This window comes from Sporosarcina sp. Y1009 (assembly GCF_057669865.1).
Window position 1 is genome coordinate 78783 of record NZ_JBYHFO010000006.1, and the last position, 25470, is coordinate 104252.

The following is a 25470-nucleotide window of genomic DNA, read 5'->3' on the forward strand; positions in this document are numbered from 1 at the left end:
TAGGTATTAGTCTGATGTCGTAGTATTAAAAAAGAGCGAAAACTGTATTAGTTTCTGGCTCTTCTTTTTGTTTTAATTTACATTTCAACTCAAAAACTACACTTGTATTATGCAGATTTCTCCATCTTCTTCGTTAACTTGGTTGCCCCAAAAATAATTAAGACAATAAATGCTCCAGGTACCATAAACGCTAATAAACCACTAATCTCTTTTGAATCGCCAAAAACTGCAGTAAGACCATCCGCAATTATATTAGCAGGTGTCGCAATTCCTAACCACAAAGATACACCAGAGGCGATAAACGTTGCCAAAACGACTCCAAGAATCATATTCACATAATGTTTCTTCTTCATTGGCTCCCACTCCTTCCTGATATCATTATAGCTGACTTATTAAATTATTCAAACATTCATTTGATTTCAATGATCTTCCTTAAAAACAGTCTTCTAATGTTCTTCTTCATTATTGACGGTAAACCTTTTACTTTCTGATAATAAAATATCTTGTTATTCCCAAGTTGAACTTCTAGCACCTGCACTTTCCATAACTATAACGAATATTAATGACTTTAATGTATGATGACGATTTACAAACCCTATAAATAAAAGGAAAAAGCACCGCCAAAGGCAGTGCGAATTGATGCTCTAATATGATGTTATTTCAATCATTATTTAACGTTTTGTACCAGTGAACTGAACGGGTTATTCACTAATCGGGGGAGCGTTATTTAGCTTAGCTTTTTTACTACCTGGTCAAGTTCTTCTACACCGCCGTAAAAACACAGCTTTCCTTCTTCCATGTAGAGGATACTATTGTCTTCGGATTGATCAATTTCTTCAAGCAAATGCGTACTAATGATGACGATGCTATGAAAGGAAAGTCGCTGGATCACACGTTTAAAAAACAGCTTTTCCTTCGTGTCTAGACCCTCAAAAGGTTCATCCAAAATACAAATACGGGGTTGGTTAAGAAGCGCTTGAATCAACCCCACTTTTTGTAGTTGCCCGCCTGAAAGGTTTCGAAGTTTTTTTCGTTTGAGCTTCAATAAGTTAGCATCATTTAACCAAGCATTTAATAAGGTTTTAACCTGTGAATGAGGAATCCCTTTATGGAAAGCCATATAAGTTAAATATCTTTCAACCGTCATTTCAGCATGACCTGTAAAATGTTGGGGCATAAAACCGATGACTTTTCTTACTTCCTCGATCGTTAACGGCAAGCGATGCGTTCCAACTTTTTCATCACGTATTAATTTTGTATAATTTATCGTTCCTTGATTGGGTGAGGTGGCGGTCGCAATCAGTTTTAAAAGTGTACTTTTTCCCGCCCCATTTTTTCCGACAACATACGTAATTCCCGCTTTAAATGAACAAGTGATTTCATTTAAAACGTTGACATTCTCTATTGTGAATCCTACATTCGTAAGTGCAATTCTCATGTCAATTTCCTCTGGCGGTTTTTCAACAGAACACTGGAAAGTAAAAGGACTGAAATTCCGATTACAACAATATTCGTAAGTACGAAATAATCATGACCCGGCAACTGAAATAACGCCGTGAACTTTAATTGCTTCTCCAAAAGAACTTGAACAAACCAAACGAACAGTGCAAGGAGTATGCCGATTCTTTGGCCGAACCACATAGTCGCGACAAACCCAACAACCCCGAAAAATAGAATCGGCGTAAATGAACTCAATAAATACAAAGCCGAGCTTATACTTCCAAGTATGATAAAACTAAGTGGCAATGTAATCGCCAATTGCATGGCCATTACAATCATAAATCGTGTAAACATCTGTTGTACCAAAGGATAATAACTTAACGTTTCAATGATTTCATTGCCTTCATTTTTTGACCGGAATGCATAACCCATTCCCGAAATGATGATCAATGTAATCCACTTAATCCACATAAGGAAATCTGCTCCCGCATCCCCGCCATTTTGGTTAATTGTAATCGTCAAAATAAGTAGTACAATGCCTGTAAGAAGCCAGCTACGTCCGCCGTGAAAATTCCATTGGGATAAAAACAAACTGGCCACTCTTGATGAAATCGATTGCGTTTCTTGTTGTGCCTCTAGCGCAGCCCGTATATCAGCTGGCTTACCTGCATCTGCTTCTTTTATTTTTTGAATTAAATTCAGCGTTTGCTCTCTCGAAGGTTCTGGGGCGGTAAAACGTTTAAAACTATTTTCCCACTCTTTTTCTAAACGTGATAATTCATGATCTTCATTCATTAACGCCCGCCCCTTTCTGCTCATCTTCTAGTAAAATTTTCTCGAGCTGTTTTAAACCTCTTGAAATCCAAGTTTTCACCGTACCAAGAGGGATTTCCAACGCTAACGCAATTTCCGCGTACTGCAAATCTTGGTAAAACCGTAAATACAGAACCATTCGATAATCAGGCGGCAATTGTTCCATGGACTCAATCATCCATTGACGTTCAAGCTGACGATCAATAATATGATGAACCTTCACGCGCCCTTCCACAATTCTATCCGTAGAATACTCATTTTTCGTAGAAGCCTTACGCCAATAATCCCGACAACAATTCGTCGCGATTTTATACATCCACGGTTTAAAGGAATCAGGAATATAACCTTTTTGCCCCTGTTGATATATCTTCATAAACGTGTCTTGAACAATGTCTTCAGCTAACTTTTCATCCTTCAGCAATCGGTACACATAGCCATACAGAGGTTTATGATACCGGAAAACAAGCGTGTCTAATGCCGAGTCATTCCCGAATGACAGCTGGCGCATATAATCTTCATCTTGCATTCCTATCCCTCCATATTCTTATGCCGTTTTCCGATTAAACCCTAGCATTGCGATTCCTGTTAATAAAACGCCAATTCCCATATAAAATAATCGATTGTAAAGAATCCAATGATTTTCATTCGAAAAAAATCCAGTCTCACCCTTCACAAACGTATACACACTGCCATAATTAAGTAAAATCACATTTAAATCCCCTAAAAACAGACCGCCAAATTCATAGATCATCCAAAATAGAATTCCCGCCAATACACCACCAACTGAATGATTGGCGATAACTGTCCCCGCAACAACAAATCCAGCAATTGCGATATAGATTGGGATTGTAAAAGCTAAACCTTGCCAAACAAAAATTCCCGCGGAGGGTGTCAAACTTAATGTTACGACACTTAACAAACCGATAAAAATAACCGTTGAAAATAGGAGCCTTTCCAAAAGAAACTTCCACCTAGCAATTGGATAGGTAATTACCTGCATATGAAATTTCGAATCAAAATCAATCGACAAGCACCACTGTAAAATGATCACGAACCAAATCGGTGCCGCCTCTTCATAAACAATACTCAATAAGTCTTCAACTGTATAGGGCCCTTGGTTATAAATCACAAGCGCTGTAATTGGAATAAGCAACATAACGCAAATTGAATATACCGATGTAAACCAAAGCTTCAAAATCAGACGAATTCGAATTAAAAACCCGCTCATAGGCTTTTTTCTCCTTCATACAATTTTAAAATTCTTTCCAATTCAAAGTCCGCACCCTTTTCCAATTGACTATGATGTATAAAGAGAAATTTAACGATATCTTTAAATTCTTCTTCCCCTTTTCCTTCATATTCACCCAACACATCTAAAAGTCTTGTTTCCTCTGGCTTCCATTTAGATATATACCAGTCCTTAAAACCAGATTTCTTCTGATAATTATTTTCAATTAACCATTCCATCGCTATTCTAATTAAATCAAAACTGCTAGCTTCCGACGTCGGGTATTCCTTTGTAAGAAGCTCAATTATTTCATAAGCTAACACCGAATCTCCTGTATTCCCAATTGAATCCATATCCCCAAGTTTAACAGTACCCCATACAAGAAATTCCTTGCTATGTGCATATCGTGTAAGGTAATAATGCTCATCATTCAAGATATAAATGATTGAAGGAATCATCGGAACTTCCAACCACTCCTCTACAAAATCCCACCCTTGCTGAAGCTTCTTAACCCTTTCTATCGCAGCATCTTGAACTTCCGGATGACTAACTACCCTAATTCCATCCACAGCCGTTTCTGTTAAATTCCCACCAACTAACGACAATCCATATCGAGATGTTCCTTGATAAACACCAGCTTCAACCTCTGGAATTGTCAAAGTTAGTGGTATTTCTTTATTTTCATTTGAAATGTTTACTCTAAACTCCGTCGGAAAATCTTCTACAAGACCACCATTCCTTTGTTCAAACTGAAAGTAATTGTTAGTATTCTCTCGTGCGACAATCAATTGACGTTCCCCAATCAATGGATACCAACCTGCATCTTTCGGAAGATACACTCTATTTTCCCCAATGAAAGATTGTTCTATATAGCCTTCATTACGATATTGAAGAATATTGCCTTCATACTTCAAATCTATGTTCACAACTTCTCCTGGCTTAATCATCTCTTCAAAATGAATCGTAACGAAATCCTTATCACGTGTACATGTAATCATGGAATCACTCGTACATTCTGTTACTTGAAGCCCGTGATACAAGGTCAACTTAACTATTTTAGTGGGGGCGTCCCCTTTATGCTTAACAGCCAACTTACTTATCGCTTCAATTTGGTTATCTGACTTGAGTTGAATAGCCAAGTCTGTGCGCTCCATAGCAAAACCATATTTTGTATGATCAAGATAGGTATCATAATAGGAATTCTCCCACTCATAATAATCCTCCAATTGACCTGACCCTTCATACCCTTTCACGTATAGCTCGGCAGTCGTTATAAACTGTTCCAACGCTTCGTTATATTGCATATAACGAATACCACCAAATAAGAGCGTCGGTATCATCAGGATGGCCATGAAAATAGGAATCATTTTCTTCTCTCTTTGGATTCTACGGTTAGTACGAAATAATAGTAACGCCACAAGAAGTACAATAATCCCTACTAAAAAAACTACCAATTGGTGCAAAATCGTACTCCCAATCACCCGATCAATTCCCCATATTCCTTCATGAGGCGACTCGATGAACATATAGTCGAATGGTGTCAATAAGTGAAACCTTGGATTATCAAACGAATAAGCAACACCCACATAATCAAACGATAATCCCAGAGATAATACCAAGATAGCTGGAACTAGAATATAAGCAAACATGTTTTTCAATAAGATTCCAAATAAAAAACCTAACGAAACCAATAAAAAGAAAGCACCCTCCATTTGAACAAATACATAGAAGAGATTTTTAACGACATCACCAAAACCCATCTTTCCACTCACAAACCAACCGGCTTGAATAAGTAATGTGATGAAAGTGATGGAAAGGCCATACAATTGCGTAACCAACCATTTCCCTAAAATCCATTCAACATTTTTCACCCGGTAAGTTGCGACTAAATGTTCAAATTCACTTTCTCGGTCTTTTCTCGCCATATAAACAGCTAGTAGGCCTACGATTAATAAGTTCAGCATTATCATCCACGTAAATCCACTATAAAATGTGGCAGCCCGCTCCCTAAAATGCAACGCTTGAATTTCGTAGAAAATCACTATGTATCCCCAAGCCAATAAATTTACAATCAAGGGCAGGGAGATAAATTTATTGCGAACTAATAGCAATAATTCAGTTCGAAAAACGATTTTTAATACGCTCATTTCATCACCCCGTTGATAACCGCCATATACCCATCTTCAATCGTAGGTTCCACAGCTATGGCATGCTCATTTGGCGAGGTATCTGCAATTATCCTAAATACGACATTATCCTTCTCCTGTCGACTCGAAATAATGGCGTACTCTTGTTCTACACTATCGTATTCGGAATAAGGCACGGATAACTCCCAAACATAGTTGACAGCTTCGGTGGCAAGAGATTCGGTCGTCCCTTGAAAAAGCACTTCCCCATTATTCAATACCGCGACTTTTTCACAGCTCGATTCAATATCGCTAATAATATGCGTAGATAAAATTATCGTATGGTTTTTACTCAACTTTTCGATGACATTACGAAATCGAATACGTTCTGATGGATCGAGGCCAGCTGTTGGTTCGTCGAGAATGATTAATTTCGGATTGCCTAACAATGCCTGTGCAATGCCGAGACGTCTTTTCATCCCGCCCGAGTAGCTTTTGATTTTCTTATTCGCTTGCGGTTGAAGATTCACCTCGACTAATAGCCGTTCAACTTGCTCGGTTCTCTCTTTCTTATCAATAACACCTTTCATTGAACCAACATAATGTAAAAACTCCCTACCCGTAAATTGGCCTGGTGCGTGGAAATATTGCGGTAAATAACCAAGCAATTCTCGAACTTTATCTCCTTCTTTTAAAAGGTTTTTCTCATAAATTGTTACGCTTCCATCCTCCCAAGGAAGAATTGTACTTAGTACTTTCATGAGTGTGGTCTTTCCTGCACCATTCGGCCCCAGTAAACCAAATAATCCTGTATCAATATCAAGATGAACATCTTTTAATACTTGCGCTTTACGGTAAGATTTATTTAATCCTTCTATTTTTATTGTAGGCATAGAACTCTCTCCCCCAAATACATTTCTAGTGCTTACACGGATAGGTGCCTAGGAAAGTTTCACCTGAATTAAAAACGCTCCTTCCAGCATTCGGAAGGAACGTTTCTATATCATTTAGTTAATAAGCTCTTGCAAACCAAACAGTATGTTTCGACTCGTTTCCACAGTTAATGCAGATCGATTTCTCCACCGGTGGATTGAAAGGTATATTACGTGTTGTAAATTTCGTTTCTTCTTTTACTTGTTCTTCACAAGCATCTTCCCCGCACCAACCAGCAAGAACCCATCCAGGTATTTCTTCTTTTTCTGCGGACTCCGCAATGTGTTTCGACAGTTGCTCAATGGAATCGACATGCATATGGGAATGGTTTTCACGGAATGCCCGCGCCTTTTCAAGTAAGCGAGTTTGCATCGTCACCAATTCTTTTTCAATACGCGTAACTAGTGCAGTAAGCTCTATTGCTTCTTTCTCATCTTCATCACGTGCTTTCACCAGCGCTTGATTCTTCTCCAAATCACGCGGTCCTAATTCGACTCGAACTGGAACACCTTTTAACTCCCACTCATTAAATTTGTAACCGGGTGATTGATCAGAATCATCTAATCGAACGCGAATACCGCGTTCTTTTAATTGGGCAAAAACCTCATCTAGCTTTTCCATAATCTCAGGGTTTTTCTTCCAAGGTCCTACTGGTATTAAAACCACTTGTGTCGGCGCAATCCGCGGCGGCAATACAAGACCTTGTTCGTCACCATGTGTCATAATAACCGAACCGATTAGGCGGGTAGACGTTCCCCAAGAAGTTGTATGAACGAATTCATGCTTATTCTCTTTTGTTAAGTATTTTATATCGAAGGCATTCGCAAATTTCGTACCTAAGTAATGAGATGTACCCGCTTGAACTGCTTTCCCGTCCTTCATCATCGCTTCAATCGAATATGTATCAACCGCACCCGCAAAGCGTTCGGAAGGCGTTTTTTGTCCGTCGTATACCGGTATTGCCAGGAGTTCCTCCACCACTTCTTTATATATGTTCAGCATTTGCATCGTTTCCACGCGAGCTTCTTCTTCATCCACATGCGCAGTATGTCCTTCTTGCCATAGGAACTCAGAGGTACGAATGAAAGGAAGTGTTTTCTTTTCCCAACGGAAGACGTTTGCCCATTGGTTAATTAAAACAGGTAAATCGCGATAGCTTTTTATCCAATCTGAATAGAGGTGCCCAACCATCGTTTCAGATGTTGGTCGAAGTGCCAGACGTTCCTCTAATTTTTCGCCGGCAGCTTCAGTAACCCAAGGTAGCTCAGGTGAAAACCCTTCGATATGATCTTTTTCTTTTTCAAAAAACGACTCCGGTATTAACATTGGAAAATAGGCATTACGATGTCCCGTTTCTTTAAAACGTCGGTCCATTTCAGCCTGAATATGTTCCCAAATCTCATATCCGTCTGGTTTAAAAGCAATGCAACCACGAACTGGTGTGTAGTCCATTAAATCCGCCTTTTGAATTGTATCGATATACCATTTCGAAAAATCCTTTTTCTGTAAACTCATGCTTTAAACTCCCCTTTCTTAATAAAAAAAAGCACAAAGCGTCCTTATAAAAGGACGTCTTTGTACTGGATAGACGTGGTACCACCTTAGTTTAGCTTTACATTAAAGCTCTCTAAACGTTTGGTAACGAAAACGACTCGGTTATGTTGGCATAACATCTCAGCGGTAGGTTTCAATAAGAAGCGGTGATATAGCTCTCATCTTTCGCTATACTTTCTGTTTCACATAGCTTATTTACTTGGCCACTTCAAAGAGTTCTTACAATTATAACAATTAACGCGCAGAATTACTAATTAGAAGTCAGAAGTGGCGGCGGAATAACCCATCCCTTGTCCTTATTCATTCGTAGTAATTTTGCACCGAACATGATTTTTTCCTTCAAATACTTAGCGAACATCGCAGCGATATCTTCTCTTAGACACTGCCCCATCACTTCACTAATGGATACCATTCCTTGCCCGACATTAATCGACATGGCGGCACTAATTTCAGGATCCATAAATCTTGCTCCAGCAGGGATGTCTTCTGCATTCGCTTTTCCTCGACCTGGTAACGATGGTGGAGGTGTAATTCCGTTCTCTTGCAAAAGACCTTCAAGCTCTTTTACTTCAGCTTTCATCATTCTAATTGCCTCATCTAGGAGCTTTTTTAAATCTTCATCTGCCGCGTGATTCGTAAACGCTTCATAAGCACTGATCAAGCCATTATTTGCACCGACAAATGCCCATACACCAATTACTTCACCGTAATGCATTGGTTCTTTTTTGGGATTTCCATCCATAACGCCCATAAATAACATTCCTCCTGGTAATATTTTTCATAGTTCTACCACCAAGAGTATGGCCTTTTTAATCGTTAATTATGCAGAAAAACTAATAACTGTTTGTCATAAAGCTGGAGAGGAAATAAATTATTTTAACCCTTCAAATAACAACACTCTTGCAGGCGATCCATCAGTTCCTACTAATTTTAAAGGCGCTGCAACCATAAAGTATTCCCCTTGCTCAACTTCTTTTAAGCGTAGTCCTTCAATGATAATGATTTTTTCTGCAAATAATGTTTTATGTGTAGGATGTCCTTCTTGACTGCGTTCAATTCCAAGTGTGTCTATTCCAACACCCCGAATCCCTAACTCTGCAAGATATTCTGCCCCGTCATGTTTAAGGTAAATAAAATCGAAATTAAATATATCTTCATATGAGTTTTTTGTTTTTAAAATGACAAAGTCACCTTTTTGAATGTCAAATTGCTCTAAATCCTTTTTCGAAATCCCGTCTTCTACTTCCGTCAAATCAAACACTTTACTTTGTCCTACGAGATCTTCCATCGGGACTGATTCGAACGTATCACCGTCTACAACCATATGGCGAGGTGCATCAATATGTGTTCCAGAGTGCACATCTAACTCCACTCTAGTTTCGGTCACGTAACCATTCGTGACTGGATTCAAAGTCGGTTGTTTTTCTGGTTTATTTTTATAAACTGTCATTCCTTCGAATACTGCGCCTGTTACATCATACATTTTCATACTATCCATCCATTCATTCATTATTTTTATATCTAGTTAATTACTATGGTCGCATGTTTTTTATACGATTGTCTAGCATAATTACCTAAGCTGAACTATAATTGTATGAAAAATATAAAAAGCACCGTTAATGTACGGCGTTATTATCTAAAAAATAGTTATCATTTCTTTTTCATTATACCAGACAATAGTATACTAAAAACGAGTCCAATTATTATCGAATATATAATAAAATATAGCGCGTAAAAAATAGGAGCGAATGAATATGGAAAACGAAAGCCTATTAGACGAATTGAATTTAAATAATTCACTAATGGATAGACAAGAAAAACGAATCGTGGAAAGCCTGACTTTTGTTTTATTTGGTGCAACAGGAGACTTAGCGCAACGCAAATTATTTCCTGCTTTATATAATTTATTTCTTGAAGGAAAAATACCAGAATCATTTTCCATAATCGGCTTAGGAAGAACGGATTGGTCCAGTGAGTTATTCCAATCCAAAGTAGAAGAGTCTCTCAGAGCCCATTCAAGACGTGCTGTTCAACCAGCTGGCTTGCAAGATTTCCTTTCCTATTTTCGCTACTGTGCATTTGATGCAACAGACAAAAATTCCTATCGACTTTTACACGAACTTATTGAAAACAGAGAAGCCGAGCTAGGCATACCTGGGAACCGACTTTTCTATCTATCCGTTGCACCACAATTAGTCGAGGTCATTACGTCAAACCTGAACAAAAACGGGATTAACCGAACCAAAGGATGGAGACGACTCATTGTTGAAAAGCCATTTGGCAGTGATTTAAAGTCAGCTCAGCAATTGAATAAGCGACTAAGTGAAGCCTTTAACGAAGTAGAAATTTATAGAATCGACCATTATCTTGGCAAACCCATGGTCCAAAACCTGGAGTCTTTGGTCTATGCAAATCCAGCATTAGGCTCATTATTAGATCTTAAACAAATCGCCAATGTACAAATCACAGCAAGTGAAACAGTCGGCGTTGAAACCCGTGCTGCCTATTACGATAAAGCTGGTGCCATTCGTGATATGGTTCAAAACCATTTACTCCAACTAGTGATGATGACTGCACTACATCTCCCAGAGAAATTAACACCAAAAGAAGTAGGGCTTAAGAAAATAGAGGTCATTGAAGCACTTCGACCCCTTTCAAAAGAAGAGGCACACCGAGATATTGTGCGCGGTCAATATGAAGCTGGAGAAGTTTTAAATGTACCCGTTGATAGCTACCAAGATGAACCTGGCGTTGAGATTGGATCGAATATCGACACCTATTTCGCTGCTCGCTTGTATATTGACAATCCTTCTTGGACAGGAATCCCTTTTTATATTCGTACGGGGAAACGGTTGAACAAGAAATCTACGCGCATTGTCATCGAGTTTAAAAATAAAGCAAAAAAAATAGATTCACTTCAAGCTGAAGGCATTATTCCAAACTTATTGATACTGGACATCAATCCAAACGAAGGTGTGTCTTTAAGGCTCAATATAAAGGACCCTTCAAGTGATCGTTTCGATCCTGCATGTATTAACTTTACAACCAATTCGGACAATCAATCCGAAGCTTATGAACTTCTGCTATTTGATGCAATGCTTGGGAATGCAACATTCTTTGCACATTGGAAAGAAGTTGAATTGTCGTGGAAATGGATTCAGCCACTGCTTGAAGCATTTGAAGCGGATCTGCTACCTTTACATCCTTATACTTCGGGCTCAACTGGTCCAGACGCAGCAAACCAACTACTCAAAACTGATGGGTTTAATTGGTGGTAAGCAACAATTAGATGAAAAGAGCTAGGATTTCCTAGCTCTTTTTTGAATTCATGACTATACTTCTTTCGTCTCAAGGGCATATAAAAAATCAATCAGTTCCTGAAAAGTATTTTCAGCTTGTGGGGTATTCATAATAAATTGGTATTCATGGCCGAGAGTTGCCTCATCTGTTGAATAGAAAACATCTTTTACAAATATATTATTTTCTTTTAATCTCTTTACTAGCTCTATTCCTTGATCTTCAAAAGATCCTGTATTCCCATCTGTCACAAACACGGGTGGGAATTCTTTAGATATATACTCAATAATCGACGCTTCTTTTGCCGAATCGGAATCCAACCAGTTTCGATCACCAATATATGCCCAGCCAATTCTACGGAATAAGAAACTAATAAGGGCATTATCACTAATCTCACCGAAACGAGTGACATCATAAGGACCACAAAACAATAACGCACCCTTGATTGTTTCAGACGGAACGACCGCTTTTAACTGGACCAGATCTGCATAGCTTGGTTCAACTTGAATATTTATATACTGGCTAACAATTTGAGCACCAGCAGAATCGCCTGCAAAGTAAACGCGATTCATATCCATTCCATACCTTTGAGATTCCTTCGTTATAAATGCATAAGCCTCATTTACTTGATGTAATGGGTTTGGATATTTAGCACTTGGTGCAAGTTCATAATTCATATTCACGACGATGTATCCTTCATTTGCTATTTGCACAGCGTATTCAGTAATATCCGCTTTATCGCCCCCCAAAAATGCGCCGCCATGTACCCAAAAAATAACGGGAAGTAAGCCATCGAATTTTTCGGGTGTAATAATATCTAGATACCCCCCTTTGTATACCGACTCATAAGATAAGTCATTATAGGACTTTGTCTTTTTTTCAATTTCGGTATAGTTTTTAGGTGCGACAGCTAAGCCGCCTTCAAACAACTTATTAATTAATTTCGCAGTTGGTTTTGGCGACACAACAAATAACCCGATAATTATGAAGACAATTGAAAACATTGAGATTGATAGTGTTAGGAATACTCTTTTCATGCTATCCCCCCTTAACTTGGTGAATTATTATTTATCCCGCATTAACGGGCAGTAAGACGCCCACCTCAAGACTTGAGTTAAACGATAGGGATAGGTGGAAGTCAACTGCCCGTAAAAGCCCGATTGGTTCAACTAACAATCAGTTAGGAAGAATTGAACTGCATTCTTCTTTCGGGGATGAGGAAAACCCCCACTAATTGAAGTTTCACTTTATTATACAGCGACTTGAAAGATATAGCAGTACAATAATAATGCTTGGGTATTTGATTGGAAGAAAAGACATTTAGTTGCCAATACTAAGAGAGTATGGAACGATATAGGTAACTTCTTAATCTATTGCTTTTATATATAAGAAAGTTAATAAAAATGGAGGGACTAATTTTATGAGTGAGTTGCCAAATTGCCCAAAATGTAATTCAGAATATACGTATGAGGATGGGAATCTTTTTGTTTGCCCAGAGTGTGCACATGAATGGACGTTAGAATCAGAAGCTGAAGAGATCGAAGAACAAAAAGTTTACAAAGATGCGCATGGAAATATTTTAAACGACGGCGATTCTGTCACTGTCATCAAAGACCTGAAAGTTAAAGGGAGTTCATCTGTCGTAAAAAAAGGGACAAAAGTAAAAGACATTCAACTAGTTGACGAAGATCATGATATTAATTGTAAAATTGATGGTATTGGTGCAATGCAGTTGAAAACTGAATTTGTGAAAAAACTATAACAAAAAATGAGTCATGCGGATATTAATTATCAGCATGACTCATTTATCTATTATCCCCAAATTTCTTTAGTTATGTCTACAATCAATTTCAACTTTCCCATTGCTCTTCTTCTGTTAATATATTGCCATGGTGTGTCGAAGCAAATCCGCACTGCGGGCTTAGGCATAGCTGTTCAAGTAATGTTGCACAGCAAAACAAGACGTAAAAAAAATTTATTTATATTTTACAAAGTTTCACTTCATTTTTGGAACGTTTCATCTTATAATGACATTACATTAAAAAGAATTCACACCTTATGAGACAATACAATAATGTATTGATGTAGTTAGGATTGAGCCCACTCTCTCCTCTTGGATTTTCAATCTGGAGGTTCGATAGTTTTTTGGGAAAAGCTTTAAAAATATTAAACATAAAAAGGGGTCCTGTGATGAAAAATATTGAGCTTGTTAATGACATTGTTACAATTAGATCCATGCAACTTACTGATATCGATGCCATTTTCGAAGCAGGTAATTATAGTGAAATATGGACACATTTGGTGGTTACGATACAAAGCCGTGAAGATGCTGCAAGGTTCGTCGAACAATCTTTGTTGAATCAAGAATTAGGTAAGGAATATCCATTTGTCATTATTGATAATAAGACAAATCGAGTTATTGGGAGCACAAAATTCATAAATCCCGATCCCTATCATAATCGCATTGAAATAGGTTTTTCATGGTTATCTCCCGCATATTGGAGAAGCCCAATCAATTCCAATTGCAAGTATTTGTTAATGCAATATTGTTTCGAAGAGCTGAATCTAAACCGCATACAAATCCAAGCGGATGAAAGAAATGAACGCTCAAGAAATGCAATTGCTCGGATTGGTGCCACACAAGAAGGTATTTTACGTGATCATATGGTACGTAAAGACGGCACACCTCGAAACACTGTAATCTTTAGCGTTATTCGTCCAGAATGGCCAATGGTTAAATTGCACATTGAGCAACTATTAAATAACCAAATGCAACCCATGAAAATAACTTAATTTCACTAAAAAATCCTGTATATTCACTGGCAGGATTTTTTTTATTTGTTTTCATTCTTCTTTGGGTATCCATCCTACTTCACCACTAACCTTCTTAACAAGACTATAGCCTTCACAGTCATCGTCAACCATCCAAACGCGATCACCAGTATGTACAGAAAGAAATGTCGTACTGAGGTCACCTTTAGAATATACCTCTTCGACATTACCTATTAAATATTCGTTCTTTATCCATTGTTGGATACCGAGTTTACGATTTTCACAAAGCGTAAAGTATTCATCTTCCTTGATTATTTTCATCTCATAATTCGGATAGGTTACGGTACCTATTCTTTCAGATGAATCTATATGGTCTTTTTGAACACGCATTTCTTCTGTTAGCTCATCAACGTATGCAAATGAATACGTCCCATTTTCAATCATCAATGCATTTAGTTGTCCGTCTTTTTTGATTTGATTTCCACCGTCTAGTGCAATAATTTTTTTATCCAAATCAATCAATGGGTTGTTCGAGCTAATCTGCTGCGCTCGGTAGTTTACAACTGGCCAATGCCCAACAATAACTAGTTTGTCAGCCTGGTGACCTTGTTCGTAAAATGCTGGTGCATATAAAGCAGTTTTTTCTTCCGTCTGTTTCCAGTCTTTTATGTCTTCAATTCCTGCATGGATGACGATAAATTCTTCTGTCTCGTAAGCAATTGGAAGCGAATCAAGCCACTCTAGTTCTTCATGAAAATGCTGGCGATAAAAACGGGCTAATTGTGATAAATCCGGGAAATCTTCAAGGGTTTTATCATATTTTGCTAGCATTTCATTTAAAATAGAATTCTTCTGCCTATCCATATACGAGATGATTCCTTCATTGCCATTATAAACATAGCGATGCACCACATCACAGTTTCCCTTTGTTATGTAAACCTTATCCGATTGATTGTAGATTTCTCGCACATAGTCGATGACTGCGAGACTTTCAGGGCCTTTCTCACAGAGATCGCCGTTGATAAATAAATAATCATCCTTCGTGTAATTCACTTTGCGTAATAGACTTTTAAAAAGCGCTAAGTTTGCATGTATATCAGAAATAATAATTGATCGTTTTGATTTATCTACTTCAACTTTCCGTACCTCAATCATTCAAACAACTCCATAATGTAGATTCTTTAATGATTCATAGATTTCTTGATAGCCGGTTGAATCATTATTACTTCTGTTTCTAAATCAATCGGCTGAAAGGTTGAGTCGATACATTCTTCCCAGTATTCTAAATGCTTTCGATCAATCCAATGCTCTGATTCCTCAACTTCTAGTCCACCTTTTCCTTGCACAGAGTACCAGTACAAATACTCATCCTTATTCAAAGTCTCTCTAAATATTGTTTCCACATACATTTTTTCATCTACCAACGTCAGCAATACTTCGTCCATATGTTCATTCAAAAAACTCATCCAACCATCAACCTGTTTGGATTTCCCTCGTTTTACTTTAAACCTGGTTAGTTCTACATTCATTTTTCTTCCGCCTTCCATTTAAGTATTTTCATTATATCAGTTATGGATTTTTTGTTTAGCATGTTTTTGGGTTATCCTGATTCTTTACTATTTTCTGTTTCATCTATTGACAAACATAGCCCCTCATATGTTATGATTAAATTGTACGAAGAAACGAACACCGTACGCTTACCGTACAAATCAGAGAATGAAACGCTATATAAGTATTTTTTTAGATGGTAATGATAGCGTTTACATTCACACTTATTAAAACTACTGTCGCAAAGGCCAGGGATATACAAATTATAAGGGGGAAATTAAAATGACAAAAGCAGTTGAAACAAATCCACGTATTTTGAACGCATATGAAGGTTTCGTAAAACACATGAAGAACTTTTTGGATGAACAACAATTTAACCACGAAGAATACACGAACTTCGTAAAATGGGCAGATCGACTAGGTAGAAGCGGTGAAATTCCATTATTCCTAGATGTTTTTGTTGAGACTTATGTGTTAGAAGCAAAATATAAAAACTCGCCAGGTACTGAACCTTCGCTTCTCGGACCCTATTACGAGGAAGATTCACCACTTCTCGAAGGGTCAAAAGTTCTTATTCCACAAAGACCTGATGAGCCGGGAGACAAGTTAAAGTTTTTTGGAAATGTCAGTTCTGTCAATGGACCAATTGGAAAAACGAAAGTCGAGTGGTGGCAGGATGATGCAGATGGCTTGTATTCAAACTATGATTCTACTGCACCAGACTTCAACTTAAGAGGTCAATTCTACACGGATGAAAACGGTGATTTTGAAGTCGATGCAATTGTTCCGATCCCTTACCAAATCCCGACAACTGGCCCTACTGGAGAATTTACATTCGCGGCTGGTTATCATGCCTATCGTCCAGCACATATCCACATCAAGTTCGAACACGAAGGACATGAAACATTAATCACACAAGTATTTTTCGAAGGTGACGAATGGTTAGAAACAGATGTTGCCGGTGGTGTACGTTCTTCATTAACAACAAAACTAGTTGATAAAGGCGATTATAAAGAAGCTGCATTAAACTTTGTGATGCGAACTGAATAAGGAAACAATCCTATAGCTGTCGAGGAAATCTTGACAGCTATTTTGTTAGATTTTTTCGACAAATATGATATGATTAACGATAAGAGTGTACGTTAGTCAATAGACTGTACGCAATACGTTCAAAAGAGGTGTGTTAATGGATTTTTATACTGTAAATATTAATGGAAATGACATTCAGTTAGCAGATTACCCCGGAGAAAAAGGAACAATTATAGCCATCCACGGGTTAACCGGGACGCATAAAAACATGCACTATTATGCAGAAAAGTTCAAGGGATCCTACAGATTTATAGCAGTCGATTTACGTGGCCGCGGAAATAGCGCTGATACAGACGCTGAGCCATCAATTTTTAAACACGCAGATGATATCCTTGGGTTAATCAAAGAGTTGAAAATCGAAAACCCAATTCTCTTAGGCTATTCAATGGGTGCTTTTATCGCAGCAATTGTTGCTAGCAAATTAAAATCTACTAGAGCTGTCATTCTATTAGATGGTGCAGCGAAAGCGTCTGACCATCAAAAAGGCATTGTTCAGCCTTCCTTAGGCAGAATTAGCAGAGAGTTTACTTCAAAAGAACATTATGTAAGTGAAATACAGAAAATCTACTCGAACTTAGGCATCGAGTGGAATGATGTGTTGCAAAATACAGTTGAATACGAAGTAGCGCCTGCCGGTGATCACTGGGAAAATAAATCAACAGAATCTCGGATCGTAGCTGATTTTGAGAGTTTCTTTACATTTGATCCGGAGCAAATTTGTTCTCAGATTGATTGCCCTGTCCTACTCGTTTATGCCGAGGGTAATATTGGTACCATGCCTCCCCTATTTTATTTAACAGATTATGATCAAACGAGGCAGTATACGAAAACAATTGAAACAGTAGTATCCGATTGCAATCATTACACGATGGTTTTTGAAAACCGCGATGACATTAACGGCTATATAGAAGACTTTTTGGAGGGGAAATGATGAGTAAAGGTTTGGCTTATTTTCAACAAGTTTATGATGAAGTACCCGGCTGGGTGCAAAAGATGCATGATTACAGCCCTGTAGTCCTTGACCATTACACGGGATTACGCGGGGAGATTATGCAGGACGGGGCATTATCTCGAAAAGAGAAAGATGTTCTATTAGCAAGCATGAATGCTGCAAGATTATACGCCCGAAGCATGGGTTACCATACAAAAGGAGCCATCGATTTTGGGTCAACAATTCCCGAACTAGTAGAATACTTTATGGTCTCCTACCATTACGGGGGCACTGATGCGTTAAAAGTTTCGCTGGAAGCTCTTTCCTATTCACTTGAATTAAAAGGCCGTTCAGTTGAGCAACCAGATAAAGAACCTGAAACGATTGAAGAAATCATTCAAACGATGATTACTTGGTTAACTGATGACGACACAAGTTTTCTCATCGATTCACTTGAAATTATTAAAAAAGGAAATCCTAAGGAAATTGAAGCAAAACTGCTTGGTGATGGGCATGTATCCACACGTATGAAGCATTTGAATATGGTCGGCAATTATATTACACAATTAAGAGGCAAAGATGCAGTGGACTGGATGGAAAAAGCGAGAGAAGTTGGCGCGACTGAAGAGGAATTGGCAGACGTTGGCTACATTTGTATTTTAACGGCTGGAATTCCTTCCTGGTTTGAAATTAGCGATTCACTTAAACTAGCAAAAAGATAAGGAGAGTCATAGATGACTAAAGTTATGGATAACATTCAAGATGCACTGTCCTTTGTAGAAAGCGGGCATACCGTTTTAGTCGGTGGGTTTGGCTTAATAGGCGCCCCTCTTTCATTAATAGATGGCTTAACAGAAAAAGAAGTAAAGAATCTTACAATCGTCAGTAATAATCTCGGAGAATCAGGAAAAGGTCTCGGCATTTTATTGAATCAAAATAAGATAAAAAAAGGCATCGGTTCTTATTTTACGAGTAATCGTGATGTTGGTGACAAGTACCAAAAAGGGGAAATTGAATTAGAGCTACTCCCTCAAGGAACGCTAGCTGAATCGTTACGGGCTGGTGGCGCTGGTCTCGGCGGTTATTACACGACGACCGGGGTTGGAACTGATCTTGCTAAAGGAAAAGAAGAACGCGAGATTGATGGTGTAAAATATATTTTAGAAAAAGCCATTCGTGCAGATGTAGCAATTATTCGTGCGCATAAGGCTGATACGTTAGGAAATCTCGTCTATTACAAAACGGCTCGTAATTTTAACCCACTTATGGCGACGGCTGCAAAAAAAGTAATCGTAGAAGTCGATGAAATAGTAAAACCCGGCGAGTTAAACCCTGAAGAAATCGTAACACCATTCCTCTATGTCGACGTCATTGTCGAAGCAAACCAAGTGTTAACGAAGGAAGGGGTTGTTGCAAAATGACTACACAGTTTAATAAAGAGAAAATGCAGCATTCTATCGCCAAAAGAGTCGCTCAGGAATTAGAAGGACCCATTGTTGTGAACTTGGGCATTGGCATTCCGACGCTTGTGGCAGAGTATCTAGCTGCTGACGATATTTATTTGCATACGGAAAATGGCTTGCTCGGAGTCACTGATGTGGAAGAAGCAGATGTGGATCCGAATCTTGTCAATGCTGGAAAGTTACCTGTAGGAGAAGCAATTGGTGCTTCCTATTTTAACAGCTCAGATTCGTTCTCTATGATTCGCGGAGGTCATGTGGATGCTGCGATTTTAGGTGCACTCCAAGTTGACGAAACTGGCATTATCGCAAACTGGGCCGTTCCCGGGAAAAATATTATGGGTGTCGGCGGCGCAATGGACTTGTTGGTTGGCGCGAAAAAAGTATTTGTCACGATGAGCCATACCTCGAAAGACGGCAGTAGTAAACTTGTAAAACAGTGTACCTACCCTATTACTTCGACAAGAAGCGTCGACATGATTTTCACAGAACTAGCTGTATTTAAAGTGGAAAACCAACAATTAAAGCTGGTCGAACTGATGCCAGGTGTGAGCATTGAGGAAGTTAGAGAGAAAACAGAAGCCGAGTTTATCGAGTAAAACTATAGAAAGTTGGTTAACGATGAAAATACGTTCCTTTGATGTATATATTCTAGATTTGCCGACGATACGTCCACATCAACTGGCCATGCATACAATTGTCTCGCAAACAATTGTGGTCGGTTGTGTCACGGATGACGAAGGGCGTGAAGGTTGGTCTGAAGTGGCAACAATCGGTGGCGCATCTTACGGAGAGTCAACACCCGAAGCAATTAAAGCCAATATCGACACGTATATTGCGCCGTTAGTGATTGGAAAGAACCCTATTCACTTTGACAAGATCATGTTTGAAGTTTCACAGCAAGTACGCGGAAATAATTTTGCGAAAACCGTAGTTGAAGCAGCCATTATTGATTTGGCAGCCAAGAGTAAAGGCGTCCCCGCTTTCGAGCTATTCGGCGGGCAGATCCATACTTCCCTACCGATCGCTTGGACACTTGCGAGTGGAAATACTGAACAAGATATTGAAGAAGCAAAAGAGTTCTTACATCAAAAGCGTCATAATATCTTTAAGTTAAAAATCGGCTCAGGTGATCCATTAAAAAACGTCGAACATGTACGTAAGATTAAAGAAGCAGTTGGTGATCAAGCAAGAATTACAGTTGACGTCAATCAGGCTTGGGATGAGGACACGGCTAATTATTGCATCGAAGCTTTAGAGGACGGTGGAGTATCAATGATTGAGCAACCGCTCCCAACATGGAATTACGAAGGAATGGCAAGATTGACAGCTAGATTTAAGGTGCCGATAATGGCCGATGAAGCTGCGAATAGTATTCAAGATGTATTCCAAATTTCGAAGCACCGCGCAGGTAATTGCATCGCTTTGAAACCATGTAAAGCCGGTGGATTAACGCAAACGAAGAAAGTTGCTGGAATTGCAGAAGCTGCGGGCATCGGTTTGTACGGTGGAACGATGATCGAATCCAGTCTCGGAACAGCAATTTGCGCACAATTATACGCTACCATTCCGGAAATGAAATTCGGAACGGAGATATTTGGTCCATTATTATTCAAAGATACGATTACTGTGAATGATATTCAATATGAAAACTTTGAAGTCATCATACCGGACGGACCTGGTTTTGGTATGGAAATCGATAAAGAAAAACTGCATCATTATGCGCGTGCGTTTTAAGTAATTTTAAGAAGGGCAGTCCCGAAAGACCGAAAACCGCCAGAACGGCTCCCTTTCCTGCGGGCGAGCGCCAAGCCGCTTCCCTCGCTCCGCTCAGTCCAGGGTCTTGACTGTCTCGCTTTCCCGCGGGAGTGTCGCCTTTTCTGGCAGTTTTCTAGAAATTTCATGACTAATAATATAGCAGAGAAAAAAGGTTAAGAAATGGAATCATTTCTTGACCTTTTAATTTTCCCTATTTATTGGATAGACACATCTTTTCGTACCAATTTTTGTCACTTGTATATATGTTGTAGAAGCAGAGAGATCCTGTGAATAAATTCATTGAGATTCGGTTAATGATACAAATCACGTTCGAAGGATAAGTTCGGCTTCGAACAGACATTCAGAAGTTGTTAGGACTTGTCCCGTTGTATCGCATAGACAAGCCATGCCATGTTTGATAAAGTTATGATAGTTTACCATTCTGATTAGTCATTTTTTACATAATTTTCTCGATACTGAAAAAGGGGTGAGACTATGTTAATAGGACAAAATTTACGTTACTATAGAAATGAAGCGGGATTTACACAGGAGCAACTTGCTGAAGGTATCTGTCATGGAACTTATATCAGTAAAATTGAAAACGGCAGCATTTCCGCTCCGATTGAAACATTGAGTGATTTATGTCGTAAACTCGGCATTACAATAGAGCAACTCACTCAAAAAGTTGACGAAGACAAATGGTTATTGCTAAATAACTGGCTTAAAGAAATTAGTGAAAAAAGAAGTGACGACAAACAATACAATCACTTAATATCAGTATTTCAGAGTATAGAAGATCCATTTCTTCTGAGTTTTTACTATATTATACTGTTACGCTATTTTATTTTGATAAAAGATAGACCAAAGGCTGAAGCCGTATCACATAAAGTCAAAAACTATAAAAACTATGTAACATCGGAAACCGAATATGACTACATGTTCTCATTGGGTTTATATGAATACCATTATGGTAGTTGGCATACCTCGCATACTTACTATGCACAAGCGGAGCGTATCGTTGAGGGAATAGGCGTAAAGAAACCGGAGCTGTTTTATTACATGGCTCTTACACTTAGCCGCCTTAAAAAAATATCCTTATCAACTATTTACGCCTATAGCGCTTTAGAAATATACAACGAGGAAATGGACTATGGTAGGAGTACAAATTGTAATTTATTACTTGGTATTAATTTCAATCTTATGGAAGAGTATGGTAAAGCGGAAGAGCTTTTCATTAAAGTTATTAATGTAGCAGGATCTCATGGTATGGCGGAACTCACCAAAGGAAGAGCTTATCACAACCTAGGAAATATCTATTCAAAACAAGGTCAGTCAGGGAAGGCCATTGAAATGTTAATCAAAAGCCTGCAGTTAAAAAAAGAACATTTAAACACAAAAACAAATACAATTTACATGCTCGCGAAGGAACACTTTACAATCGGAGAGGTTGAAAAGGGAAAAGAGTGGGTTTCTAAAGGTATGGATCTAGTAAAAAAAACAAATGACAGTGACTTCCAGCTCAGATTTAGTATTCTGCATTATCAAGGTATGAATGAGATAAATTCTCCCCAATACCATGATTTATTGAAACAAGCTATTTCTTATTTTAAAGATACTGCTTTCAGTTTTTCTTGTGAATGCGCTGAGTTGTTGGCTGATATCCGTGCTAAAGAGTTTCACTATAAAGAAGCATACGAATATCTCCAGTTAGCTAGAAGTTTAATGAAAAGTGATAGATATTAAGGGAAGGGCTTTAATATACTCTATACAATTTTCTTCCCTTTCATTTCAACCAATACAAAAATGCCCTTTGATTCCGCATAAAAAAACGTGCGGCTCCAAAGAGCATGTATTAGTCAAGTACCAGCAGATACCAATTTCGTATCGCTGTTAATAATTCATTCGATGTCTTTATATTTAGTTGCTATTTTTGGGAAACGAATCAAAACAGTCTTTAGATTATTTAACGCAATTAGCTATCTTTTCTAACCAAAGTAAGCGTGCAAAAAATCATAGAAAGTATAAGTGTAACTAATAATGCATGAGTATGTAGGTGATAAGACGATTCTGCCGAACTATAACCGACGAGTGATAGTAACGGTCCTATAACGAACCAAGCAATAATAATAACCACAAATGTTATTAATACAGAATAAATTAATGTTTTTAACAAATTAATCCCCCTTTCATTGATGACACTAAACTCATCGACATTAGCACCGCTAGACTTAAACAAGCAATTAATATTTTCTTCATTATAAATCCCTCTTTAGAATTTACTTAACTCATCCCGCTGAGTTAAGTATAGTAAAAACAAGCTATTCTGTGTTTGATAAAGTTACGATAGTTTTCCAGTCTGAGTAGTCACTTTTTTCATAGTTTCCTCAATATTATTCTAGTCTCTGACGTTTTATAATGATTATAGTAAGTAAATGGACTACTTTCTATAAGGTACTGTTTTTTTAAATTATGGAAATTAGATACCAAAATATGTTAGGGGGAATATAGAATGCGGAAATGGTTGATCATAATAATCGTTATTGCCATAGGGGGAACGCTATTTGGAACATGGCTAGGGCAGAAAAAAACAAAAGCTATTGTGAATATTTTAGATAGTATTCCTTATATTGATGCTATAACGGTAAAGGATGGCGAAACAAAAGAGGACATATTAACTTTCACGAATGTAGACCCTTCTTTTTCCGATATGGTAGAAGTTTATGATTTGCCCACCTATTATGATTTAAAATGGTCAGAAAGGAAATTACTCAGAGGGAAACCATTCGTCGTCGTGGAGTATTTAAAAGATAATGAGACTCAATATGAAGTGAGTATTTATCAAGTAGAAAAGGATAATATGTCGTATCTGCAGTCTATTGATATGGTTATTGGGACAGATATTATTACACCATATAGTTACGGTTATACTCCAAATGAAGAGAATACCGCTTATGTTTTTGCGATAAAAGAAAATTATCAACTGTTGGGCGTGAATGAAGGATTCAAAGAACTATTAGATATTGTAATTTCAAAAACTAATACTGAATAAAAAGAGCATAGTACTTAAAGATTCCACTTATTCGAGAAGTTATATGCCAACACACTGCTATTATAAATCAAATTGAATTAAAGGATTCTAGACAAAAAATACCCAATGTGAGATTACGTTCACATTGAGTATTTTTTATAGACCTTATTTCATCTTTCTTAAATTCTCTATTGTTTCCTTTTCCAAATGAGTCACCTTCGAAATTAAGTCAACAGACATACCTTCTTTTAGCATTTCAAGTACAACTTCTTTTTTACCTTGTGCTATTCCTAGTTCTATTCCTTGTTCTATTCCTTGTTCTATTCCTTGTTCTATCCCCTTTCGAATACCACGTTCTTCCCAAGAATTCGTTAGTTTAAAGGACTCCTCTGCATTTTCCCGCATAAGCACTTCCACCGCTTTCTAACTATTTTCAACTGTTATTTGAAAAGCAATCGATAATTGTTAGATTGAAAGGATTCTAGACAAAAAACACCCAATGCGAAATTATTTTCACATTGGACATTCTTGATAGACTTTATTGCATCTTTCTTAAATCCTCTATTATTTTCTTATCCAATTGAGTTAGCTTAGCAATAATGTCAACTGACATTCCCTCTTTAATCATTTCAAGTACAACTTCCTTTTTACCTTGTTCTATCCCTTGTTCTATCCCTTGTTCTATTCCCTGCTCTATTCCCTTCCGGATACCTCGTTCTTCCCAGGAATTCGGTAATTTCGTGAACTCCTCCGGGTTTTCCGACCTACTGATTTCTCGCATAAGTTCATCCTCCTCCTTTTCATCAAGTTTCAAGTACTGTTCAAAAAAGTCATTGATAAATCTTGCACGGGCAGGGTTGAGTTCCATCTTTACCATCATACGCAAAAATTCCATTTTCACTTGAATTTTTTCGTCTTCGTCGTAACCCATTTTACCCAATAATGCTGCGGCTACTGGATTATCAGACTGCAAATAGTTTCGCCAGTTCATTTTCTTTAATTCTAACGTCATAAAATTGAATGTTAACACATGAAAAAATGGGAAATTAATCGTAAATTGGTTGGGTTCCGTATGCATCCCATCATAGCTAAAAACAGCAATTGGTAAGATGGGCTTTCGATACTTATTATAAAGCAAACTGAAATAAAGATACATTCGTTGATGAAAGTCTATTTGATAAGAACTTTGCGGCTCTACATGAATAATGATTAGCGTTTCTTTCCCTTTGAGTTTCGCCTCAATCACGATATCCACTCGACGATTTTCACCATCAATTAGGTCAGTAAATAGTTCTTCAGACAATGGTTTAATCGACTCGAAATCAAGACCCTCATGTACATCTGGGAAAAACACTGCCAAAAACTCGGCAAAAAAATTGTTGATAAGTTCTTTAAATAGTTGATCATGATTCATATAGGTTTTCTTTTTCTCTTGAATCACTACCGCCATATTGTAACGGACAGAAGATTCTTTCACACAATCCAGTACAGTC

The 25470-nt window shown here is 37.9% G+C and carries 26 protein-coding genes, 1 pseudogene and 1 other annotated feature; of the genes and pseudogenes, 11 read left to right on the top strand and 16 right to left on the bottom strand.

Going from position 1 to position 25470, the window contains the following annotated elements; translation table 11 throughout:
- Window positions 1–107: 107 nt before the first annotated feature.
- From AC25Y1_RS09400 to AC25Y1_RS09445, 10 genes are all read right to left on the bottom strand, one after another.
- Complete coding sequence (locus AC25Y1_RS09400; protein WP_488147725.1) at window positions 108–353, bottom strand: hypothetical protein; 246 nt, start codon at window positions 351–353, stop codon at window positions 108–110.
- Window positions 354–727: 374 nt separating this feature from the next.
- A complete protein-coding gene (locus AC25Y1_RS09405) occupies window positions 728–1438 on the bottom strand; it encodes an ATP-binding cassette domain-containing protein (RefSeq protein WP_488147726.1) in 711 nt (236 codons plus the stop codon).
- On the bottom strand, window positions 1435–2235 hold the full coding sequence (locus AC25Y1_RS09410) for a hypothetical protein (protein WP_488147727.1): 801 nt from the start codon (window positions 2233–2235) through the stop codon (window positions 1435–1437). Before AC25Y1_RS09410 ends, AC25Y1_RS09405 begins: the two co-directional genes overlap by 4 nt.
- A complete protein-coding gene (locus tag AC25Y1_RS09415; protein WP_488147728.1) occupies window positions 2228–2779 on the bottom strand; it encodes an RNA polymerase sigma factor in 552 nt (183 codons plus the stop codon). Before AC25Y1_RS09415 ends, AC25Y1_RS09410 begins: the two co-directional genes overlap by 8 nt.
- 18 nt (window positions 2780–2797) lie before the next feature.
- Window positions 2798–3481: a hypothetical protein gene (locus AC25Y1_RS09420; protein ID WP_488147729.1), complete on the bottom strand. Its 684-nt coding sequence runs from the start codon at window positions 3479–3481 to the stop codon at window positions 2798–2800.
- Window positions 3478–5628 carry an ABC transporter permease gene (locus AC25Y1_RS09425; RefSeq protein WP_488147730.1) on the bottom strand — a complete coding sequence of 717 codons (2151 nt, stop codon included), beginning with the start codon at window positions 5626–5628 and terminating at the stop codon, window positions 3478–3480. The genes AC25Y1_RS09420 and AC25Y1_RS09425 overlap by 4 nt, the downstream gene beginning before the upstream one ends.
- Window positions 5625–6500: an ABC transporter ATP-binding protein gene (locus AC25Y1_RS09430; protein WP_488147731.1), complete on the bottom strand. Its 876-nt coding sequence runs from the start codon at window positions 6498–6500 to the stop codon at window positions 5625–5627. The genes AC25Y1_RS09425 and AC25Y1_RS09430 overlap by 4 nt, the downstream gene beginning before the upstream one ends.
- A 118-nt stretch (window positions 6501–6618) precedes the next feature.
- Entirely contained in the window at window positions 6619–8055 is a 1437-nt protein-coding gene (gene proS / locus AC25Y1_RS09435) for a proline--tRNA ligase (RefSeq protein WP_488147732.1), read from the bottom strand.
- 47 nt (window positions 8056–8102) lie between these two features.
- Window positions 8103–8315: a binding site (T-box leader), on the bottom strand.
- Window positions 8316–8344: 29 nt separating this feature from the next.
- Window positions 8345–8845: a DUF3231 family protein gene (locus AC25Y1_RS09440; RefSeq protein WP_488147733.1), complete on the bottom strand. Its 501-nt coding sequence runs from the start codon at window positions 8843–8845 to the stop codon at window positions 8345–8347.
- 120 nt (window positions 8846–8965) lie between these two features.
- The gene (locus AC25Y1_RS09445; protein ID WP_488147855.1) at window positions 8966–9583 is read right to left on the bottom strand and encodes a cyclase family protein; all 618 of its coding nucleotides are present in this window, start codon (window positions 9581–9583) and stop codon (window positions 8966–8968) included.
- A gap of 337 nt (window positions 9584–9920) precedes the next feature.
- Here AC25Y1_RS09445 and zwf point away from each other — a divergent pair, with 337 nt between their 5' ends.
- On the top strand, window positions 9921–11372 hold the full coding sequence (gene zwf, locus AC25Y1_RS09450) for a glucose-6-phosphate dehydrogenase (RefSeq protein ID WP_488147856.1): 1452 nt from the start codon (window positions 9921–9923) through the stop codon (window positions 11370–11372).
- Between the two features lie 54 nt (window positions 11373–11426).
- Here the strand turns inward: zwf and AC25Y1_RS09455 are convergent, their stop codons facing one another.
- Window positions 11427–12428, bottom strand: a complete 1002-nt coding sequence (locus AC25Y1_RS09455) for an alpha/beta hydrolase (RefSeq protein ID WP_488147734.1) — start codon at window positions 12426–12428, stop codon at window positions 11427–11429.
- 383 nt (window positions 12429–12811) lie between these two features.
- On the opposite strand from AC25Y1_RS09455, the gene AC25Y1_RS09460 reads away from it, so the two are divergent.
- A complete protein-coding gene (locus AC25Y1_RS09460; protein WP_488147735.1) occupies window positions 12812–13153 on the top strand; it encodes a zinc ribbon domain-containing protein YjdM in 342 nt (113 codons plus the stop codon).
- Window positions 13154–13203: 50 nt separating this feature from the next.
- On the opposite strand, the pseudogene AC25Y1_RS09465 reads toward AC25Y1_RS09460, so the two are convergent.
- A pseudogene (locus AC25Y1_RS09465) lies at window positions 13204–13331 on the bottom strand (5-methyltetrahydropteroyltriglutamate--homocysteine S-methyltransferase); the annotation flags it as partial.
- A gap of 250 nt (window positions 13332–13581) precedes the next feature.
- On the opposite strand from AC25Y1_RS09465, the gene AC25Y1_RS09470 reads away from it, so the two are divergent.
- Window positions 13582–14184, top strand: a complete 603-nt coding sequence (locus AC25Y1_RS09470) for a GNAT family N-acetyltransferase (RefSeq protein ID WP_488147736.1) — start codon at window positions 13582–13584, stop codon at window positions 14182–14184.
- Window positions 14185–14235: 51 nt separating this feature from the next.
- Here the strand turns inward: AC25Y1_RS09470 and AC25Y1_RS09475 are convergent, their stop codons facing one another.
- Both AC25Y1_RS09475 and AC25Y1_RS09480 read right to left on the bottom strand, forming a co-directional pair.
- Window positions 14236–15318, bottom strand: coding sequence for a metallophosphoesterase (locus tag AC25Y1_RS09475; protein ID WP_488147737.1), 1083 nt, complete (start codon window positions 15316–15318; stop codon window positions 14236–14238).
- Between the two features lie 26 nt (window positions 15319–15344).
- Entirely contained in the window at window positions 15345–15692 is a 348-nt protein-coding gene (locus tag AC25Y1_RS09480; protein ID WP_488147738.1) for a DUF6176 family protein, read from the bottom strand.
- A gap of 301 nt (window positions 15693–15993) precedes the next feature.
- Here AC25Y1_RS09480 and AC25Y1_RS09485 point away from each other — a divergent pair, with 301 nt between their 5' ends.
- From AC25Y1_RS09485 to AC25Y1_RS09520, 8 genes are all read left to right on the top strand, one after another.
- Window positions 15994–16761: a dioxygenase family protein gene (locus tag AC25Y1_RS09485; RefSeq protein WP_488147739.1), complete on the top strand. Its 768-nt coding sequence runs from the start codon at window positions 15994–15996 to the stop codon at window positions 16759–16761.
- 136 nt (window positions 16762–16897) lie between these two features.
- Window positions 16898–17731 carry an alpha/beta fold hydrolase gene (locus AC25Y1_RS09490; RefSeq protein WP_488147740.1) on the top strand — a complete coding sequence of 278 codons (834 nt, stop codon included), beginning with the start codon at window positions 16898–16900 and terminating at the stop codon, window positions 17729–17731.
- Entirely contained in the window at window positions 17731–18453 is a 723-nt protein-coding gene (locus AC25Y1_RS09495) for a carboxymuconolactone decarboxylase family protein (RefSeq protein WP_488147741.1), read from the top strand. Before AC25Y1_RS09490 ends, AC25Y1_RS09495 begins: the two co-directional genes overlap by 1 nt.
- A gap of 12 nt (window positions 18454–18465) precedes the next feature.
- Window positions 18466–19152, top strand: a complete 687-nt coding sequence (locus tag AC25Y1_RS09500; protein WP_488147742.1) for a CoA transferase subunit A — start codon at window positions 18466–18468, stop codon at window positions 19150–19152.
- Window positions 19149–19790: a 3-oxoacid CoA-transferase subunit B gene (locus tag AC25Y1_RS09505; RefSeq protein WP_488147743.1), complete on the top strand. Its 642-nt coding sequence runs from the start codon at window positions 19149–19151 to the stop codon at window positions 19788–19790. Before AC25Y1_RS09500 ends, AC25Y1_RS09505 begins: the two co-directional genes overlap by 4 nt.
- The gene (locus AC25Y1_RS09510) at window positions 19747–20928 is read left to right on the top strand and encodes a muconate cycloisomerase family protein (RefSeq protein WP_488147744.1); all 1182 of its coding nucleotides are present in this window, start codon (window positions 19747–19749) and stop codon (window positions 20926–20928) included. Before AC25Y1_RS09505 ends, AC25Y1_RS09510 begins: the two co-directional genes overlap by 44 nt.
- 516 nt (window positions 20929–21444) lie before the next feature.
- Window positions 21445–22692: a helix-turn-helix domain-containing protein gene (locus AC25Y1_RS09515; protein ID WP_488147745.1), complete on the top strand. Its 1248-nt coding sequence runs from the start codon at window positions 21445–21447 to the stop codon at window positions 22690–22692.
- 766 nt (window positions 22693–23458) lie between these two features.
- Window positions 23459–23998: a hypothetical protein gene (locus AC25Y1_RS09520; RefSeq protein ID WP_488147746.1), complete on the top strand. Its 540-nt coding sequence runs from the start codon at window positions 23459–23461 to the stop codon at window positions 23996–23998.
- Between the two features lie 144 nt (window positions 23999–24142).
- Here AC25Y1_RS09520 and AC25Y1_RS09525 read toward each other — a convergent pair whose 3' ends face one another.
- Both AC25Y1_RS09525 and AC25Y1_RS09530 read right to left on the bottom strand, forming a co-directional pair.
- Window positions 24143–24382 carry a hypothetical protein gene (locus tag AC25Y1_RS09525; RefSeq protein ID WP_488147747.1) on the bottom strand — a complete coding sequence of 80 codons (240 nt, stop codon included), beginning with the start codon at window positions 24380–24382 and terminating at the stop codon, window positions 24143–24145.
- A 133-nt stretch (window positions 24383–24515) separates the two neighbouring features.
- Window positions 24516–25427 (bottom strand): Rpn family recombination-promoting nuclease/putative transposase, encoded by a 912-nt coding sequence (locus AC25Y1_RS09530; protein WP_488147857.1) that lies wholly within the window; start codon window positions 25425–25427, stop codon window positions 24516–24518.
- Window positions 25428–25470 lie beyond the last annotated feature (43 nt).